11 protein-coding genes are annotated in these 13,814 nt (G+C 58.2%); 2 read left to right on the top strand and 9 right to left on the bottom strand.

Annotated elements, in window-relative coordinates; genetic code table 11:
• Positions 1-75: 75 nt before the first annotated feature.
• From holA to leuS, 3 genes are read right to left on the bottom strand one after another with little or no spacing between them, the layout of a single operon-like run.
• Positions 76-1,083 carry a DNA polymerase III subunit delta gene (holA, locus tag AC13C0_RS07360; RefSeq protein WP_117617802.1) on the bottom strand — a complete coding sequence of 336 codons (1,008 nt, stop codon included), beginning with the start codon at positions 1,081-1,083 and terminating at the stop codon, positions 76-78.
• On the bottom strand, positions 1,080-1,685 hold the full coding sequence (locus AC13C0_RS07355; protein WP_227539461.1) for an LPS-assembly lipoprotein LptE: 606 nt from the start codon (positions 1,683-1,685) through the stop codon (positions 1,080-1,082). The genes holA and AC13C0_RS07355 overlap by 4 nt, the downstream gene beginning before the upstream one ends.
• Complete coding sequence (gene leuS, locus AC13C0_RS07350) at positions 1,669-4,254, bottom strand: leucine--tRNA ligase (RefSeq protein ID WP_117620303.1); 2,586 nt, start codon at positions 4,252-4,254, stop codon at positions 1,669-1,671. Before leuS ends, AC13C0_RS07355 begins: the two co-directional genes overlap by 17 nt.
• Positions 4,255-4,753: 499 nt before the next feature.
• Here leuS and AC13C0_RS07345 point away from each other — a divergent pair, with 499 nt between their 5' ends.
• Positions 4,754-5,302 (top strand): zinc ribbon-containing protein, encoded by a 549-nt coding sequence (locus AC13C0_RS07345; RefSeq protein ID WP_117617800.1) that lies wholly within the window; start codon positions 4,754-4,756, stop codon positions 5,300-5,302.
• Here the strand turns inward: AC13C0_RS07345 and lnt are convergent.
• From lnt to AC13C0_RS07315, 6 genes are all read right to left on the bottom strand, one after another.
• A complete protein-coding gene (gene lnt, locus AC13C0_RS07340; RefSeq protein WP_117617799.1) occupies positions 5,271-6,833 on the bottom strand; it encodes an apolipoprotein N-acyltransferase in 1,563 nt (520 codons plus the stop codon). The genes AC13C0_RS07345 and lnt overlap by 32 nt on opposite strands.
• On the bottom strand, positions 6,823-7,668 hold the full coding sequence (locus AC13C0_RS07335; RefSeq protein WP_117617798.1) for an HlyC/CorC family transporter: 846 nt from the start codon (positions 7,666-7,668) through the stop codon (positions 6,823-6,825). Before AC13C0_RS07335 ends, lnt begins: the two co-directional genes overlap by 11 nt.
• A complete protein-coding gene (gene ybeY, locus AC13C0_RS07330; protein WP_117617797.1) occupies positions 7,665-8,138 on the bottom strand; it encodes an rRNA maturation RNase YbeY in 474 nt (157 codons plus the stop codon). The genes AC13C0_RS07335 and ybeY overlap by 4 nt, the downstream gene beginning before the upstream one ends.
• Positions 8,135-9,118 (bottom strand): PhoH family protein, encoded by a 984-nt coding sequence (locus AC13C0_RS07325; RefSeq protein ID WP_117617796.1) that lies wholly within the window; start codon positions 9,116-9,118, stop codon positions 8,135-8,137. Before AC13C0_RS07325 ends, ybeY begins: the two co-directional genes overlap by 4 nt.
• Before the next feature lie 214 nt (positions 9,119-9,332).
• Positions 9,333-10,679, bottom strand: a complete 1,347-nt coding sequence (miaB, locus tag AC13C0_RS07320; protein ID WP_117617795.1) for a tRNA (N6-isopentenyl adenosine(37)-C2)-methylthiotransferase MiaB — start codon at positions 10,677-10,679, stop codon at positions 9,333-9,335.
• 238 nt (positions 10,680-10,917) lie between these two features.
• Positions 10,918-11,934, bottom strand: coding sequence for a nucleoid-associated protein (locus AC13C0_RS07315; protein ID WP_117617794.1), 1,017 nt, complete (start codon positions 11,932-11,934; stop codon positions 10,918-10,920).
• Positions 11,935-12,545: 611 nt separating this feature from the next.
• Between AC13C0_RS07315 and AC13C0_RS07310 the strand changes: the two genes are divergently transcribed.
• Positions 12,546-13,754, top strand: coding sequence for an alginate export family protein (locus AC13C0_RS07310; RefSeq protein WP_117617793.1), 1,209 nt, complete (start codon positions 12,546-12,548; stop codon positions 13,752-13,754).
• Positions 13,755-13,814 lie beyond the last annotated feature (60 nt).

The following is a 13,814-nucleotide window of genomic DNA, read 5'->3' as shown; positions in this document are numbered from 1 at the left end:
ATGCGCCCGATTGTAAAAAACTGTCAAGGGGTTGCCGGGCCGCAAGATGGCAAGGAGGAAAGAGTTTGACCTGGATCAGGCGCGGGCGGCCAGGAGCGCCGACATATCTCTGAGATAGTGCCAGGGGGAGAGCGGGTCGAAGCCTTTGGTCGCTCGGTCGACCTTGCTGCAAAGTGCAATGGCGTCGTGCAACTGAGCGCGGTTCAGCCGGCGGGCAGCCTGTTCCATCGCTCGTACTCGCTGAGGCTGGAACACGCCTCTTTTCTTCAGGAATGAGGCCGGATTCTCAGCCTGGCCGCCTGAAGATTTCAGTTCCAGCAACAGGTTCAGGTCGCGGCTCAGGACAGCCAGCAACCCCAGCGGGTTTTCACCTTCCTGCTGCAGCACGCTGATCACCTTGCAGGCATGGGGCGCCCGGCCGGATATCAGCTCGGTGACCAGCTCGAAGCCACTGAACCGGGAGCTGTCCTGGACGGCCTGTTCAACGGTTTCTTCGTCAATCGTAGTGCCGTTCGCCAGCAGCGCCAGCCGATCCAGCTCCTGGCTGGCGGCAAGCAGGTTGCCTTCCAGGCGTTCGCTCATGATCGCCAGAGCGCCGCGGGTCAGGCTGAGTCCGCGGCTGCTGGCCCTTTGTTGAAGCCAGCCATGGAATTTGTCTGCGTCTACTGGCCAGACCGGTACGTGCACCCCCTTGCCCTGGAGCTCCTTGTACCATTTACGGCGGGTTTCCGCGGCGTCCAGGCGGGCGCTGATCAGCAGCAGAATGATGTCCTCAGGGGGAGACTGAAGCACACGCTCGAGCACGGCGCGGCCGTCTCCGAGCTTGCCGGTTGGCAGATGAATTTCTATGCGGCGTTTTTCGGCGAACAGGGACATGGCGCTGAATTCGTCCGCGACCGCGTTCCAGTCCAGTTGATGATCGGCATGGAATGTCAGGCGGTCATGGAATCCGGCTTCTTTCGCGGCCTGCCTGACCTGATCGCAACACTCCTGAACGAGCAGCGGTTCATCCCCGGAAATCAGATAGACTGGTGAAAGGCTCTTTTTCAGTAGCTGGGATAGCTGTCCCGGATTGGTTTTCATGGTTTGCCTGTTGCTGGAACGCCGGCATCCTGAGTGCGATTGTATTCCGCCCGAATGGCATCAATCCGTTCGGAGGTCAGAGGAGCCAGACGGAAAAGAACCTGCTGCGCCAGGCGGTCGTTCAACTGCTGGCGAAGTGCTTCTTCCTCGCGCTGCCTCGCCAGTACGTTGGTTTCATCGTACCGGTAACTTTCGCTGGTGTTCAGGCGGGTTGAGGCAACCACGGGAATGCGGTCAGCGCTGACAACCTCAAGAGCCACGGAGTGGCGAAGCGTGTACTCCGCGGCGGCAGCCTGGGCGGTGATGGCGCTTGCGCGCCGGTCCTGCTCAAAGTTATCAAGGCGCAGAATATAGTCAGCCCGTGCAACGGGAACGAGCTCTATTTCTCCAAGTTCGAGCTGTTCCCTTACTGACTGACAAAGCGTTTCGGGAACCGCTGACGAACAATCCACGGCAAGGGGCTGAAGGGCTGCCGATACCGGAGGCGCACCACGCAGCTGAAATCCGCACCCGGCCAGAGTCGCCACCAGCGAGGCGGCAATCGACATGCGGATCAGGGCGCGCAGGGCGGAGTGCCGGGGCATATCAGCTGGCCACCACATTCACCAGTTTGCCGGGAACCACGATCACCTTGCGCACGGTGGCGCCTTCGGTGAAACGCATCACGTTCTCGTTCTCCAGAGCCAGTTTTTCCAGATCGGACCTGTTGATGTCGGCGGGAACGTCTTCCTTGGCCCGAACCTTGCCATTGACCTGAAGCACCACCTGAATCCGGCTCCGCACCATGGCGCTTTCATCGGCCTTTGGCCAGGACGCATCAACTACCGGATCCTCGTGGCCCAGTGCCTGCCAGAGCGTGTGGCAGATGTGAGGAACAATCGGGGAGAGCACCAGAACGGCAGTGTCCAGGGCTTCCTGACGAACGGCCCGGGTCTGGGGTGTGTCGCCCTGAAGTTTGCCAACATCGTTGAGCAGTTCCATAACGGCGGCAATGGACGTGTTGAACGTCAGTCGGCGGCTGATATCGTCGCTGACCTTGGCGATGGTTTCGTGGGTCTTGCGCCGCAGATTCTTCTGGCCATCGTCCAGGGCGGCTGAGTCCACCGCCGGGGCAAGCCCGGAAGCCGCGTGTTCATTCACCAGGCGCCACAGACGCTTGAGGAAACGGTGGGCGCCTTCAACCCCGCTGTCAGACCATTCCAGGGACTGTTCCGGGGGCGCGGCAAACATCATGAACAGGCGAACGGTATCGGCGCCATGCTGGTCAATGATGGCCTGGGGATCGATGCCATTGTTCTTGGATTTGGACATCTTGGTGACGCCGCCGGAGATCACCGGCTCGCCATCGTCCTTGTGTACCGCGCGAATGGGCTGACCCTTCTCATCACGCTCAACCGTGACATCCGCGGGAGAGATCCACACCTTTCCGCCCTTGCCGTCCTCACGGTAGTAGGTTTCGGCCAGAACCATGCCCTGGCAGAGCAGGCGATTAAAGGGTTCGGAACTGGTGACCAGGCCCACATCCCTGAGCAGCTTGTGGAAGAAACGGGCGTAAAGCAAGTGCAGGATGGCGTGTTCGATACCCCCGATATACTGATCCACCGGCAGCCAGTAATTGGCGGCGGACGGATCCAGCATGCCCTTGTCGTAATGGGGGCTGCAGAACCGGGCGTAGTACCAGGACGACTCCATGAAGGTGTCGAAGGTATCGGTTTCCAGGGTGGCCGGCTGACCGTTGTATTCGGTTTTGCACCACTTCGGGTCGGCCTTGATTGGCGATTGCACGCCGTCCATCTTGACATCTTCCGGCAGGCGGACCGGCAGCTGGTCGTCCGGAACCGGCATCTCGGTGCCGTCTTCCAGAGTCATCATCGGAATCGGCGCGCCCCAGTAACGCTGCCGTGACACGCCCCAGTCCCGCAGACGATAGTTCACCGTGCGCTTGCCGATGTTGTGCTCTTCCAGGTGGCGGGCGATCTCGTCGAAGGCCTCTTCACTGGTCAGGCCGCTGTACTTGCCGGAAGACACGAGCGTGCCTTTTTCGGTGAAGGCCTGCTCCTGAACATCAATCTCTCGACCATCGCGCGCAGCAATCACCTGTTTGATTGGCAGGCGGTATTTAAGGGCAAATTCATGGTCCCGTTCGTCATGGCCCGGAACGGCCATCAGGGCGCCGGTACCGTAGTCGGTCAGAACAAAGTTGGCAATCCAGACCGGAATTTCTTCCTGGGTCAGCGGATGAATGGCCTTGAAACCGGTATCAATGCCACGTTTTTCCATGGTGGCCAGCTCAGCCTCGGCCACCTTGCTGCTGCGGCACTCCTCCACAAACTCGGCCACATCACGGTGCCGCTCCGCGGCCTCTTTTGCCAGGGGGTGCCCGGCGGCAACCGCCATGTAGCTCACGCCCATCAGGGTGTCGGGGCGCGTGGTGTAGACCGTCAGGCCACTGTCCTTGTCCTTGAGCGGGAAGGTCAGCTCGGTACCCACGGACTTGCCAATCCAGTTGCGTTGCATGGCCTTGACCTGCTCGGGCCAGTCTTCCAGCTGATCCAGATCGTTCAGCAACTCCTCGGCATAGTCGGTAATGCGGATGAACCACTGGGGAATTTTCTTCTGCTCCACCAGGGCTCCGGAACGCCAGCCACGGCCGTCCACGACCTGCTCGTTGGCCAGAACCGTCTGATCCACCGGATCCCAGTTCACGGTGGACATCTTCTTGTACACCAGGCCTTTCTCATAAAGACGGGCGAAGAACCACTGCTCCCAACGGTAATAATCCGGCTTGCAGGTGGCCAGCTCCCGGTCCCAGTCGTAACCGAAACCCAGCTGCCTGAGCTGGTTTTTCATGTATTCGATATTGGCGTAGGTCCACTTGGCCGGAGCCGCCTTGTTGGCAATGGCGGCATTCTCGGCGGGCAGGCCGAAGGCGTCCCAGCCCATGGGCTGCATCACGTTTTTGCCCTGCATGCGCTGGTAACGGGAAACGACATCGCCAATGGTATAGTTGCGGACGTGCCCCATGTGCAGCTTGCCACTGGGGTAGGGGAACATGGACAGGCAGTAGTACTTGGGTTTGCCCGGCTCTTCCCTGACCATGAAGGTCTTGTTATCTTCCCAGAAATTACGGGCATTCTGCTCTACGTCACGGGGATTGTATTGCTCGTCCATTCCTGCCATTACCGAAATTACCTTGTGTGAAAAATAAAACCCTGTATCAAAATGATGTCCGGAGCGGGCCGGACATTCTAACGCACACTTGGCTTTACAGGTAGTCTGCCAATTTTCCCTTCTTGTGCCAGACTTTCTTGTGCCAGACTTATAGTGTTGGCGGGAGACGGCGGCCGGTGCAGCTTCCTGAGACACGCCGTGAATACGTCCATGTAGGCTTGAGCGCAGCATCCATGCTGCGCACAGTCTCAGGAAGCTGCACCGGCCGCCGCCCCGAACCCTGGGAGCTATTGTCAAGGAACGGGAGCACCAAACGTCTGGGAGACAGGGTGTGTCAGGCCCTTCCGGGACTGTCTGCAGCATGGATGCTGCAGTCAAGCGTACATGGACGTATTCACAGCGTGTCCCGGAAGGGCCTGACACAGCCTGGCTCCTGCCCCAACTGTCCGGATTTACGCTTGTTTTTTTGGAACCCCGAGGTTTGTTTGAAGGAGCAGTTATGACAAAACCAGAAAGAAGCCATCTCTCAGGAAAAGCCCTGGAAGTGTATGACCGAATGCTGGAGCGGGTGAAAACGCGTCTCCATGAATTAGAGGAAACCTCGCTGCAAACGCTGGAGGACGAAGTACGCAAAGCCGTTGAGTTCGAGTACGAACTGGAGGAGATGACCCGGGAAGAGGCGGATCTTCTGGGAGCCTATCTGCAGCGGGATCTTGAGCACCTGCTGCACTTCGTCGAGGAAACCGGCGAAGGCCTGAGTGAATGGTTGCAGCTTGATATCGCTTTGCTGGAACACCAACTGGCGGACAGTCTGTTCTCCGTTGCCGACAAAACCCTGATAGACACCCTGGAGCTCAAACAGAAGCTGGAGAACAAGGAGGCGGGTCAATACATCTCAGGTGAGGTGGCCACCGCGGGTATGTTCCAGTGCCTGAATTGTGGCCACATGCGCTGCCTGACAGCCACCAGCCATCTGGAACCCTGCGAAGCCTGCGGCTCCCACTACTACGAGCGGGTTACGAGCCGCTGGCCGAAACGGGAGGAATGATCCGCTCCCGGACAAACACGATCAGGATGACCGCCAGGGTCAGTACCGGCCAGGAACCGGTTTGCATATAAGGCGTACTGCCCTTGGCGGTGTATACCTCACCGGTCAGGGTGGCGCGCTCGAATTGCGGGATGGTCCTGGTCAGCCTGCCCCGGTGGTTAATGATTGCGGTCACGCCGTTGTTGGTGCCCCGGAGCATATAGCGGCCGGTTTCCAGGGCCCGCATTCGGGCAATCTGCAGGTGTTGCAGTGGTCCGATGGAATCCCCGAACCAACCATCGTTACTGATGGTGAGCAGAAGGCCGGAACCCCGGGCGTTGAAGGCGACGAAATCCGGGTAGGCAACCTCGTAACAGATGAACGGCATGATATTGATGCCATTTGCCCTGAGCGGGTCCTGCCGGGCCGGGCCCGGGCTGAAATCGCTCATGGGCAGGTTGAAGAACCCGATCAGTCCTCTAAGCACGCTTTGCAAAGGCACGTATTCGCCAAACGGGACCAGCTTCTGCTTGTGGTAGATGCCCTCGCTATTGCCAATCGCAATAATGCTGTTGTGATAAGTGAAGTCCTCAAGACGGTCACTGAAGCCGTACCAGGGTATCCCGGTAATCAGTGTGCTGTTCTCGCCCAGCTCAGTGCTGATGTGCTCGATGATTTTGCCGGCCTGATCCTGGGGAATGGGAATGGCCGTTTCCGGCCACAGGATCAGGTCGGTGTTCCAGTGGCCTTCTGTCATGCCCAGATACGTCACAATCTGGTCTCTGAGAAATTCCGGATCCCACTTGATCTGCTGGGGAATATTGCCCTGCATGGCCGCAAAGGTTGTGGCCTCGGTACTGAGCTCGGTCCAGTCAATCCGGTTCATGGCCGGAGCGATCAGCCACGGAATCAGCGCAATCACCAGAGTTACGCCGGCGGCGACTGGTCTCAGGTGTTTAACCAGCCACCAGCCCGCGTAGAGTGCAGCACCGGTAGCCGTAATCCAGAAAGTGATGCCGTGGACGCCTGTTAAGGGCGCAAGGCCGGCAAGAGGGCCGTCGGTATGAGCGGTACCGAGGTACAGCCAGGGAAAGCCGGTTAGCAACCAGCCCCGGAACCAGTCCCCCAGAATCCAGATAGCAGGGAACAGAATCAGTCGGCGGATAGCATTCTTCTTTGCGAGTTTGCCCCAGAACCAGAACGCCAGGCCATGGAACAGTGCCAGGCCCGCCACAAAGGCGGTGGTCAGCAGGATGGCGACGGGAATCGCCGTGTTGCCGTGTTCACTGATGCTGATATACACCCAGCTGGCACCGCTGCCAAACAGACCAAGGCCGGTAAGCCATCCGGCCCTGAACAGTTTCTGCGGCGCCAGGGGAACCGTGACCAGCAGAATCAGAAGAACCGAGACCGGCCCCAGCCACCAGAACTGAAACGGGGAAAAGGTCAGGGTTTGCAGGGCGCCGGCAACCACGAGGGTTGCCGCGCCGAGCCAGCGGTTGGTTGATAGCGGGGTATTCAGGACTTTGGCGTTTGTAACGTCATTGCTCACTGCGGGTTACCTGCAACAGACGGATGACACGGTTATCGGCGTTGGCAATAGTAAAGCCCAAGCCACCGAATTCAACCGATTCGCCCCGTCTGGGCAGATGTCCGAACTCCTTGAGTACCACCCCACCGATGGTGTCGAACTCTTCTTCGTCGAATTCGGTCTCGAAGAATTCGTTGAAATCATCGACCGGCGTTACCGCCTTGACCGCGTAGCTGCCATCGCCCCGTGCCTTGATGTGGGTCTCCTCATCGAAGTCATGTTCGTCTTCGATTTCCCCGACAATCTGCTCAAGCACGTCCTCAATGGTGATCAGCCCGGCGGTGCCGCCATACTCGTCCACCACAATGGCCATGTGGTTGCGGTTTTCCTTGAACTCCTTGAGAAGCTGGTTCAGGCGCTTGCTTTCGGGAACAAAGGTTGGCGGCCGCAGGATTTCCCGGATGCGGTTCCAGTTCAGGTCGTTGCTCAGGGCAAGGGGAAGCAGGTCCTTGGCCAGCAGGACGCCGATCACGTCATCCTGGCTGTCGCCGATCACCGGGAAGCGGCTGTGGGCAGAGGAGATGATTTCTGCCAGAAACTCTTTCGGGTCCTGGGATGCCTTGACGGTGACCATCTGGGAGCGGGGAATCATGATTTCATCCACCCGCATGTCGATCACCTGCATGGCACCTTCGATGATGCTCATGGCATCGACATCGATGATGTTCTGGGACTCGGCGTCCCGCAGGATTTCCAGCACGTCCTCGACGGACTCAGGCCCGCTGGAGAAGGCCTGTGATATACGTTCCAGCCAGGACTTGCTGCCCTGGCTGCGACTCGACTGATCGTCGCTCATGAGTCTTTTTCCGTTTCCTCTGCTTCGTAGGGATTGCCAAATCCGAGCTGTGCCAGCAATCGGACTTCGAGGGCTTCCATGACCTCGGCATCTTCGTCTTCAATATGATCGTAACCCTGGAGGTGCAACATGCCGTGCACCACCATATGGGCCCAGTGCGCGTCCAGGGATTTCTGCTGCTCCCGGGCCTCATCCTCAACAACAGGTGCGCAAATCACCAGATCTCCGGCCAATGGCACCGTTATACCGGCTGGCGCCTCAAATGGGAAGGACAACACATTGGTTGGCTTGTCCTTGCCCCGATACTGGCGATTCAGTGCCTGGCTCTCTTCGGTTCCGACAATGCGCACCGTTACCTCGGACGGATCCTCCCCCTGCCACGCCAACTGTGCCCATGCCTGAAAAGCCCGTTCCGGTGGAACCCCGGGTGCCTCGAAAACCTGTTGGAAGTCTACTGTCACCTCGCTCACTGGCCGGTCGCGCTCCCGTCGTCAAAAGAATCGTAGGCTTCCACAATGCGTTGAACCAGCGGGTGACGCACAACGTCTTTCGCTTCAAACCGGGTAAAGCCGATGCCCGGCACCTTGCTCAGCACACCGGCGGCATGAATCAGCCCCGAATTCTGACCCCGGGGCAGGTCCACCTGGGTGGTGTCGCCGGTAATGACGGCGGTTGAGCCAAAGCCGATCCGGGTCAGGAACATTTTCATCTGTTCCCGGGTCGTGTTCTGGCTTTCATCGAGAATGATAAACGAGTTGTTCAGTGTACGGCCGCGCATGAACGCCAGTGGTGCAATTTCAATCACGCTTTTTTCGATCAGCCGGGTCACCTGTTCAAAGCCGAGCATTTCATACAGGGCGTCGTACAGCGGGCGCAGATACGGATCCACCTTCTGAGCCAGATCTCCCGGCAGGAAACCCAGCTTTTCTCCGGCCTCCACCGCCGGCCGAACCAGCAGGATCCGCTTCACCTGCTCGTCTTTCAGGGCCTCCACGGCACAGGCAACCGCCAGCCAGGTCTTGCCGGTACCGGCGGGTCCGATCCCGAAGTTGATGTCGTGAGTGCGGATATTGTGCACGTATTTCTGCTGGTTCGCGCCCCGGGGTTTGGCCTGCAGCTTGGGTGTCTTGATCACCGACACTGCGCCGTCATAGGGCACGTCCTCGGGCAGGCGTTCAAAGCCGGTTTCCCGGATGAACAGGTGCACGGTATCCGGCGGAATGTCGTCCGCGGCCTCGGTTTCCCGATACAGATGCCGGATAACCTCAACGGCCGCCGCCACATGCTCGGTTTCCCCTTCCACCCGGAAATGATGGCCCCGCCGGCCGACTTTTACCTGAAGGCGTTTCTCGATCATCTTCAGGTTTTCATCAAACTGGCCACAAAGCGTGGCCAGCCGGCGCTGGTCCACCGGGTGCAGGTCAAATTGTCTGGTGTCGTGTGTGTTCAATCTTGCTCCGTTTTATACTCCCCCGGTTTCTTGGGGAGTTGGCTGTGAAGTTGGGGTCAGATGAAAGCTTTCATCTGACCCCTGTGCCACAAAAATGTTGGAGGCCAAGGATGGCCGGAAACAAGCGCACATGGACGTGCTCGTAGCGGTTTTTGGGAAGGGGCTCACCACCACTCGCCATGCACCAGCCCCAGGACCCATAGGAACACCAGGCCTAAAACATCCCCAAACCCACAGGCACCCCGCGAAGAGAATTGGGATAAGCCTCCACAATCTCGACATCAATGAAGTGCCCGACAACCTCCGGATTCTCATGTCGGAAGTTCACAATCCGGTTGTTCTCCGTGCGCCCCGCATACTCCCCGGGGTCTTTCCTGGACAGGCCAGTCACAAGGATCCGTTGGGTTGAGCCGACCATCTTGCGGCTGATGTCCATCACGTTCTGGTTCAGCCGGTCCTGCAGAATGCTCAGGCGCTGTTTCTTGACATCCATCGGTGTCTCGTCTGGCAGGTCCGAGGCCGGCGTGCCCGGCCGGGCGCTGTAGACGAAGCTGAAGGACATATCGAAGCCGATGTCGTTGATCAGCTTGATGGTGTCTTCGAAGTCCTTCTCGGTTTCACCGGGGAAGCCAATGATGAAATCCGAGGAGAAGCTGATGTCCGGCCGGAGCTTGCGCAGGCGGCGGAGTTTGGATTTGTACTCCAGTGCCGTGTGGCCCCGCTTCATGGCGGCCAGGATACGGTCTGAACCGCTCTGGACCGGCAGGTGCAGGTGGCTGACCAGTTCCGGCACGCGCTCGTAAACGTCGATCAGGGCGTCTGAGAATTCCACCGGGTGGGAGGTGGTGTAACGGATGCGGTCGATACCATCGATGGCGGCAACCAGCTCGATCAGTTCCGCCAGGTCCATGGTGTCGCCGTCGTGGGTCTCGCCGCGGTAGGCGTTGACGTTCTGGCCAAGAAGGTTGACTTCCCGGACGCCCTGGCCGGCGAGATGGGCGACTTCGGCAATCACATCGTCCGCCGGGCGGCTGACTTCCTCGCCTCGGGTATAGGGCACCACGCAGAAGGTGCAGTATTTGCTGCAGCCTTCCATGATGGAAACGAATGCGGAGGGGCCGTCGGCGCCGGGCTCGGGCAGGTTGTCGAACTTCTCGATTTCCGGGAAACTGACGTCCACCACGCCCACGCCATTACCTTTGCTACGAACTTCGGTGATCATGTCCGGCAGGCGGTGCAGGGTCTGGGGGCCGAAGACCATGTCCACGTAGGGCGCGCGGTCAATAATCGCCTGGCCTTCCTGGGAGGCCACGCAGCCGCCAACGCCGATAATCAGGTCCGGTTTCTTGCTCTTGAGTCCCTTCCAGCGGCCGAGCTGGTGAAACACCTTCTCCTGGGCCTTTTCCCGGATGGAGCAGGTGTTCAGCAACAGGATGTCGGCGTCATCGGGTGAATCGGTCATTTCGACGGTTTCGCCGGTCTTGAGCAGGTCTGCCATGCGGGCGGAGTCGTACTCGTTCATCTGACAGCCGTGGGTTTTGATGTACAGCTTTTTAGCCATGGGTCTCACGTAATCTGGTGGATGGTGCGCCGGGAACTGGGTGCTTTAATTTGCTTTAATTTAAAGGGGCGCCAGCAAAAAGGAACTGCGTATTATAACGAGGTGCTCATTCTTCAACCACCTTTGTCTCGGCTTGTTGCTAGTGTCCGTCTGGCTCTGGTGTTATCCGTTGCGATCTGATTTGGGTGCAGGATACCCGCCCGGCTCTCAGGTTACGAAGCGGGCCACTCCGGACGCCTCACTCCTCGCGAGCCTCCAGATACCGCTGCAGCTGCTCCCGCAACGCCCTGGGAAGCCGGGTAATCGTCAAAGCATCTTTATCGCGGTCGTAATAAACCGCCTGATTCACCAGGTCGGATGAAAACGACACGCTCATGCCACCCCCGGAGCCCGCGATACGCACCAGTTTCTTCACCTTGCGATGATCCGGGTGCAGCACGCCGCTCTCCGGAAGCTCTGCGGTTTTCGATGCAAATTCCCTGAAACGTTGCGGCTCGTTTTCGTCCAGATAGCCAGACAGTGCCTCGATTTCCACCGGTTCACCCAGGGCATGCTGTTCCTTGCAGAACTCGTAGGCCTTATTGCGCACTTCGCCGGCTTTCTCCGGTTCGGAGGATTTGGCGAACGCTTCTACCGCGTCCAGGAACGTCATGGTCTCTTTTTCCACATCCACCTGATTGGTGAACCCGCACAGGCGAATAAAGAGCTCCCCGGGCTCACCCGTGCCGCGGCCATGGACCAGGGTCAGATAATTCTCCGCCGGGTTGTTGCTGCGCCAGTCGTCCAGCTCAATGCGAACCGCCAGATTCAGTCTGGACAAACTCAGCACATCCGTAGCATCCAGTGACTCACTGCCATCAAACCGCATGGCGCTGTCGTTCTCCAGGATAAAGAGATAAACCACCTCTGAGTCGGCCAGTGCGTCATGCACGATCATCAGGTGGCCATCAAACTCCTCCTGGCTGCCGGTCAGCAGCTCCTGCCACTGCCCGAACAGGCGATCGGTCATGGCGCCGAAGGTTTGCCTGTCTTCCAGGTAGTCTTTCAGCCAGGCACTGAGCGGGCACTCGCCCAGGTCCTCGGAAAACCGTCCGTATTTCTTGCCGGGCTTGCTGTTAAACAGCCGCTTCATCTGCTTGTGCAGGCCCTCGTAGTCGCCACCGGGCTCCCTCAGAGAGTCTCCGGCACTGAGATGGGCTGCCTGGTCCGGCTGGAAATGCGTAAAAAAGGCAGACCTCAGGTGTTTGATTGCCATGGTTAATTACCCTGTTGCCGTTGTCCTGACTGAAAGGCCTCCATGATGAGCGTTTCATCGGGATGGTAAAGCCAGTCAAATCCAATGGGTTGCGCAGTGAGTGATATGGGAGAGAAGGCCATAGTCCAAGGAGCGGCAGCTTATTATGAAAAACGCGGAAATCCAAATTTCCACCCATCCTGATGCATTATCGTTCAAAGCCGATTTTGACACGTGAGAATTCCGCAATATCGCCTTTTCAGCTCTGAAGCCGCCTTCGGGACCCGCACTTTGGCTGGTCCATGTCTGTGCCTGTGCCTGAATAAGGGGCAGTTTTCAGGCTTGGCAGGGCTACCCCGCAGAGGTTGGGAAAGGGTCGGAAGCGCCAGAGTAAAGGCCTGAACAAGAATTGGCGCAATCCATGCTTATGGTTCAGGTCAGCGGGAAGAGTCGCGTTGTGTCGTGCGACACAATTCTCGTGGAATAAGTCACTCAAGCAAAAGCGCTTATTGGCCCGGAGATTTCTTCGGTTCAATAGGCGCTTTTTTTTTGGCAAATGGCCAGTGAGGCGGCTCGGAATTTTTCTTCGGTCTCCTCTTGACCAGTCGGTTTAACAGAAACGGAGAACTGCGATGCAATGTGTAACGAAAAAGGCCGGATTGGCGATAGCGATTGCCCTGATGGGTGGCTCGGTGCAGGCCACACAGACCGGGTTTCATGAAGCCCTGAGTAAGGCCGAGGTATACGGAGATCTTCGCTTGCGTTTCGAACAGGTGCAACAGGACAATGCACTCAGAGACGCGGAAAGCGTAACTTTGCGAACCCGCCTTGGCTATCGTACTGCGGATTACAATGGGTTATCCGGGCTTGTCGAGTTTGAGGACGTTCGGAACGTGGCTGGGCTTGACGACTACAACGACACGCTGGGGAAGAATCCAAATTACTCTGTTATTGCCGATCCCGAGACAACAGAGCTGGACCAGGCTTACCTTCAGTACAGGTTCGGAGATATAACCGGTCGGTTGGGGCGTCAGGTGATAACTTACGACAATCACCGGTTTATTGGCGACGTTGGCTGGCGCCAGGATCGCCAGACGTTTGATGCGGCCCGCCTGACTTACACCCCGTCAACCAACCTCGCAATCGACTACGCCTTCCTGAGTCAGCGCAACCGCATCTTTGCCGAGAGCCGGGACCTGCCATCCAAGGATCACATAGTCAACGTTGCCTACCAAACACCCCTCGGCAAGCTGACCGGCTATGCCTATCTGCTGGAAATTGATGAAGGCGTTGACAACTCGCTCGACACCGTCGGGCTTCGTTATGTTGGCCGGTATGACCTTGAGCCGCTGGGGATAATCTACGAAGCCGAATATGCGATTCAGGAGGCAGAATCGGGCGGTGCTGATTTTGATGCCGAGTATTACAAGCTGAATGCGGGCATTGATATCGCGGGTGTCATTGTTTCAGCGGGACTTGAAGTCCTTGGGTCGGATAATGGCAACTACGGCTTCTCTACACCACTGGCAACCCTGCACGGTCAGAACGGCTGGGCTGACCAGTTTCTGAACACCCCGCTGGTCGGGTTGGAAGACGCGTCGCTCAGCGTAAAGGCACCCGTGGCGGGCGGCGGCCTGACCCTCAAATATCATGACTTCAGGGCCAGTGACTCGCCTGGCGGTGCCAGTGACTTGGGTAGCGAGGTTGATGTGGTCTATCAGCGCAAGTTTGCGGAGAACTACTCAGCAGGTATTAAATACGCTCGCTACATGGCCGGAGATGCAGCAACCGGAAAAGTGGATACTGACAAGCTCTGGCTGACTCTGGCCGCCAAGTTCTGAGGCTGATATCCGAAAAAAAGCCCCGGCGGCGTCCACTGCCAGCGGGGGCCTTTCATCCGT

Source organism: Marinobacter sp. B-21 (assembly GCF_056857895.1).
This window is presented reverse-complemented; position numbering and strand designations above follow the sequence as displayed.

Excerpts from the sequence above, each read along its gene's own strand:
- holA (WP_117617802.1), bottom strand. The coding sequence starts at position 1,083 with ATGAAAACCAATCCGGGACAGCTATCCCAGCTACTGAAAAAGAGCCTT.
- AC13C0_RS07335 (WP_117617798.1), bottom strand. The coding sequence starts at position 7,668 with ATGAGCGACGATCAGTCGAGTCGCAGCCAGGGCAGCAAGTCCTGGCTG.
- AC13C0_RS07315 (WP_117617794.1), bottom strand. The coding sequence starts at position 11,934 with ATGGCAATCAAACACCTGAGGTCTGCCTTTTTTACGCATTTCCAGCCG.
- miaB (WP_117617795.1), bottom strand. The coding sequence starts at position 10,679 with ATGGCTAAAAAGCTGTACATCAAAACCCACGGCTGTCAGATGAACGAG.
- AC13C0_RS07345 (WP_117617800.1), top strand. The coding sequence starts at position 4,754 with ATGACAAAACCAGAAAGAAGCCATCTCTCAGGAAAAGCCCTGGAAGTG.
- AC13C0_RS07310 (WP_117617793.1), top strand. The coding sequence starts at position 12,546 with ATGCAATGTGTAACGAAAAAGGCCGGATTGGCGATAGCGATTGCCCTG.
- leuS (WP_117620303.1), bottom strand. The coding sequence starts at position 4,254 with ATGGACGAGCAATACAATCCCCGTGACGTAGAGCAGAATGCCCGTAAT.
- AC13C0_RS07355 (WP_227539461.1), bottom strand. The coding sequence starts at position 1,685 with ATGTGGTGGCCAGCTGATATGCCCCGGCACTCCGCCCTGCGCGCCCTG.